This window comes from Caballeronia sp., assembly GCF_028292365.1.
Lineage (GTDB): Bacteria > Pseudomonadota > Gammaproteobacteria > Burkholderiales > Burkholderiaceae > Caballeronia.
The window spans coordinates 1-4861 of record NZ_JAQGMM010000455.1; the positions used below are offsets into that span (position 1 = coordinate 1).

The 4861-nt window shown below is 61.0% G+C and carries 4 protein-coding genes; 2 read left to right on the plus strand and 2 right to left on the minus strand.

All coding sequences use genetic code 11. The features are described from left to right. Positions 1-980 (minus strand): cation transporter (locus JWR14_RS26790; RefSeq protein WP_366144603.1); only part of this gene is annotated, 980 nt, incomplete at its 3' end. Between the two features lie 78 nt (positions 981-1058). Continuing rightward, positions 1059-1712, minus strand: a complete 654-nt coding sequence (locus tag JWR14_RS26795) for an FMN-binding negative transcriptional regulator (protein WP_299714656.1) — start codon at positions 1710-1712, stop codon at positions 1059-1061. A gap of 273 nt (positions 1713-1985) precedes the next feature. Between JWR14_RS26795 and JWR14_RS26800 the strand changes: the two genes are divergently transcribed. Continuing rightward, a complete protein-coding gene (locus JWR14_RS26800; RefSeq protein ID WP_299714659.1) occupies positions 1986-3476 on the plus strand; it encodes a DUF1214 domain-containing protein in 1491 nt (496 codons plus the stop codon). A 160-nt stretch (positions 3477-3636) separates the two neighbouring features. Then, a partial coding sequence (locus JWR14_RS26805) for a DUF748 domain-containing protein (protein WP_299714662.1) occupies positions 3637-4861 on the plus strand: 1225 nt, incomplete at its 3' end.

Sequence of the window (4861 nt, forward strand, 5' to 3'; positions counted from 1 at the left end):
ACCAGCCGGATGATCCGGGCCAGCGTGGTCTCGGCGCCGGTCGCGGTTGTTTCCACGGCGATGACCCCTTCGGCGTTGATCGACCCCGCCGTCACGCGTGCCCCGATTTCCTTCGCCACGGGCAGGCTCTCGCCGGTAATCAGCGATTCATCCACGTGCGTGCGGCCTTCGCGAATCAGGCCGTCGACCGGCAGCCGTTCACCCGGCCGAACGATTGCCATATCCCCGTTGCGCACATCTGCCAGCGCGACGTCGCGTTCGGTCCCGGTCGCCGCATCGCGAATCCGCGCACGCTCCGGGCGCAACGCGTCGAGCGCGCGAATCGCGTCGGTGGTTTGCCGCTTGGCGCGGGCTTCGAGCCATTTGCCGAAGCGCACGAGGGTGATCACCACTGCCGCCGCCTCAAAATAGAGGTGGGCAGACTGGCCGGGATGGGCGAACAGTTCATACACGCTCAAGCCCCACGCAGCCGAGGTTCCGAGCGCCACGAGCAAGTCCATGTTGCCTTCGCCCGAACGTGCCGCCTTGAAGCCGCCGACATAAAAGCGCGCGCCAAGCACGAATTGCACGATGCTCGCGAGCGCCAGCGACACCCAGACGCCAAGATGCAGATCCAGCCCGAGCATGGGCAGAACCAGCGGCAGGGTCAGCAGCGCGGATACGATCACTGCTACGAGCTCACCTGTGTGAGCGGGCGCGGCGACAGGCACGGCTTCCGGTTCGATGAACGTCGCTTCGTAGCCGGCCTTGGTCACGGCGGCGACAAGCTGGTCGCGCGACACGGACGCTTCGGCGTGGACGGTCGCTTTTTCGGTCGCCAGGTTGACCGACACTTGTCCCACGCCCGGCACTTTCGCCAACGCCTTTTCGACGCGCCGCACGCACGACGCGCACGTCATCCCGCCAATAGCGAGTTCGGCGGTAGCGGACGCAACAGCGGCAGCAGCAGGATTAGCAGCTAAAACAGACGGTGCGGACATGACAAGGCTTCCCGGTTAAGTGCGAGCCATTCAATTCAGCCCGATGTAACCAGTATCGACATTCCAATGATTGGAAGGTCAAGGTGTATTTTCAAGAGGAGGAGGCGGGCTTAACATCGCGTTGGCGAGCGCTATCGCGGCGTCGGTTTGGCGCTGACGCACGCCATCGATTGCACCCATCCGGTCGGCCGCCGTTTCGTCCTGACTCAGCTTCGCCTTGCCAACAAGCCGCGTGACCTCGATTTCAATTCCGACAATGGCTTGCAGCATCGTCTGGATGAAATCCGCTGGTGCATCGCCCATTTTCCACGGCACCGCTTCGCCGGCTTCCATTTTCCGCGTGAGACGCGCGACCACGCCGCGCACAAAAGTCTCGTCGTCGCGGATCGCGATCCGGCCGTGCGCGTGCACGACCAGATAGTTATAAGTCGGCACTTGCCGATGGGTTTCCTGTTTGCCCGGATAAAAAGTTGGCGATATATAACCGGACGCGCCCTGGAAAATAACCAGCGCGTCAGAGCCGCTCTCAATCTCCTTACAAATTGGATTTGCCCGCGCCACATGAGCGCGCAAAATGCCGTGCTCACGCTGGCTCGCGTCGAACTCAAAAGGCACGTGGTTCGCGTCGAGACCGTTCGAGCCATGCGTGACAAGGGCTCCAAGCGGATTGTCAGCTATTAGGCGATGTAAAACCTCGGGGCGTTTTTCTTCGAAGCAGGCGGGCAAGTACATCGGCGGCTCGTGGACGGATTAAAAGAACTAGCAAAAAAAATCGAAAAAAATCATGTTACGCGATGCTCCTGCCGGTCCGGATTTTTCTGAAACCCCGGCGAGTATGTTCAAGGAGCGTTACGCGCTCCTTGCCTATCGTCATTGGATAAGATAAAAACCGTTTTCAAGATAGATCAAGCGCCGCGGCGCGGATTGGCAGAAGACCGGAAGACGAGGACCGGCCCGCGCACTCGACGAACGAAGTGGAAAGCCTTAAACAGATCCTTAAATCGAATGAAAAATAATCGACGCTGGGCAGTTTCGTTGTACACGGCGCTCTGGGTGGCCGCTGGTTTGAGCAGTTTGGCAGTACTTGGCGGGTGCGCGACGCAGGCGCCCGTTGTGACCAGCGGAGATGGCTGGCGTAAGGATCAGGTGGCGGATGCTTATGTATTTGGATATCCGCTTGTGGTGTCGGATCTTGCACGGGAGAAAGCCACGGGCGGCGATGCGTCGCGGCCCGGCCAGGCGCCCGTGAATACGCTGCGGCATGCCACGGCGTTGCCGCCGGTGGGCGCGTCGGGGCGGCCTAGCGTGGACACGCTGGAATCGACCGCGTGGCTGGATGTCTCCAGCGGACCGGTGCTGGTCTCGCTTCCCAATGCACCCCGCGGCCGCTATTACGACGCTCGCGCCTTCGACGCCTGGACCAACGTGATCTACTCCAGCATCACACACGGCGCGGATCAGGCAGTGCCGGTGAAAAAGCTGAGTGGGAAGGCGGCGCGCGCGGCCCGGCAGGCGGCGCAACAGGCCAATACGATTGCGTTTGTCCCGGCGGGTTATACGGGAACGTTGCCTGACGGCGTCACGCGGGTTGAAACGCCTACGCGCTATGTGTGGCTTTCGATTCGAGTGCGCGTGAACGGCCAGCGCGACGTGCGTGAAGCCCGCAAACTGCAGACGGCGATGAGCATCGAGGCGCCTTCCGCCGATAAAACCAGTGCCGCGACAGCCGGCAGTGCGTGGCCGAACGTGACGGCAAGCACGCCGACGGTGGTCACGGGCGGCGGTGGTGACAAAGCCGATTCGCTCGATGCCACTGCCTTTTTCACGCGTCTGGCGAAGGCGATGCAGGACAACCCGCCGGCGCCGAATGATCCGCATGCCGTTAGTTTGCTGGGCGATCTTGGCGTGAAGGCGGGAGAGCCGGTGCAGTTCCGTCCCGCGGATGCCGGTTTGCTGGCGACTGGTCTCGCCGATGGCCGTACGCGGGTGGACACGGTGCCGTCGAATGCGATCAGCCGTAACGGCTGGGTGTGGTTCGGCGATGGCGCGGGTAGTTACGACACCGACTACACGTTGCGCGCGTTCCTGGCGCGGCGTCAGCCGGGCACGGGCACGAAGGATGACGAGGTGAAGCCGGTGGCGTATTCCGACAGCGACGGTCACGCGCTGAACGGTGCAAATGAGTACGTGTTGCACTTCGGGCCGAACCAGTTGCCGCCGGTCCGTGGCTTCTGGACATTGACGGCGTACACGAAGGACGGTGCGTTGATCGACGACAAGGTGCCGCGGCTCTCGCTGAATGACCGGGACCGGCTGAAAAAGAATCGCGATGGTTCCGTCGATATTGCCGTGTCGGCTGCGGCGCCTGCGAAGGCGCGTGCGTCGAATTGGTTGCCGGCGCCGGATGGTGATTTTCAGTTGGTGTTCCGGCTTTATGCGCCGAAGCCTGAAGCGTCGAATGGGACGTGGGCGCCTCCGGCAATCGAGCGGCAATAATTTTTCAGGTTTTTCGTTTTTTCAGGAGGACCTTGCCGGCGTGCTGAACGAACTCCCTTGGGGTTCAATTTGCCAGCGCAGCGTCGTATACTCAGGCCTCCTGTTTCCCAAGGCTGCGCGTGGCTCGTGCCCGCGTGCGCAGCCGCGCTACGAGGCACGCATGGCAAGCCTGAACAAGACTTCCCTGACATCCGCCGGGCGTAGCCTGCTCAAAGGTGCAAACGCGGTAGCCCAAGCCCGGCGCACCCGGCGCATTGTGATCGGGCTCCTGCTCGCTGTCATCGTCATTGGCCTGCTCGGCTTTTTCGCCGCCCCGCCACTCATTCGACATATCGCGGAACAACAACTCTCAGCCCAACTCGGTCGCCCAACCGGCATCGAACGAATCGCGCTTAATCCTTATACGCTGAGTTTCGAAGCTGACCGCGTGCATATTGGCGAAGCACCCGCCAACCTGGGTGCAAACACAAAAAGCGGCGATTTCGTCGATATAGAACGCCTGATCGTGCGCCCTTCATGGTCGTCGCTGTTTCGTCTCGCGCCGATTATCAACGAACTTAAAATCGATTCACCGCGCTTTCATATCGTGCGCCTCGACGCGCAACGCTTCAATTTCTCCGATCTCGTCGAAAAGTTCTCGAAGCCTTCCGCCAATCCGTCCAGCAAACCGGCACGATTCTCGGTATCGAATATTCGGGTCGAAAATGGCCGAATCGATTTCGACGACCGCCTGCTTAAAACGCACCACATAATCGATCGCTGGTCGATCGGGATTCCGTTTATCGCGAATCTCGCGTCGACCACTGAATTGTTCGTCACGCCTTCGCTGCAGGCGCGTATCGATGGTTCGCCGCTGTCCATCCGCGGGCGCACAAAGCCGTTCTCAGAGTCGCGGGAGTCGGAGATCGCACTGCAACTCGATGGCCTCGACGTGCCGCAATTGGCGTCGTATGCACCCGCTTCGCTGCCGGTCGCGGTGAAGAGCGGACGCTTGTCGACGAATCTCGATGTGAGCTTCGAGCTCAGCGCCGACGCGCCCGTGGTTCGCATCAAAGGGACAGTGGATCTCGCGGATCTGGCCGTGACAGACAAGCAGGACGCGCCATTGTTTGCCGCGCAAACGTTGCATGTGAATGCGGCGAATCTTGAGCCGCTGCGCAATGTGTATCGACTGGATGAAGTACGGTTGACGCAGCCGGACGTGAAACTCTCCCGCGATAAAACCGGCGCATTCAACTTCCAAAAACTCAGCGCAACAACGCCTGCTTCAACAGCTGTGGCCACTCCCGCCAGCGCTGCCAAGCCCACCGACACCACCACAGCACAACCGCACGACCTCGCGATCAAACATCTCCCGATACACCAGGGCCAAATCGTCTTCGATG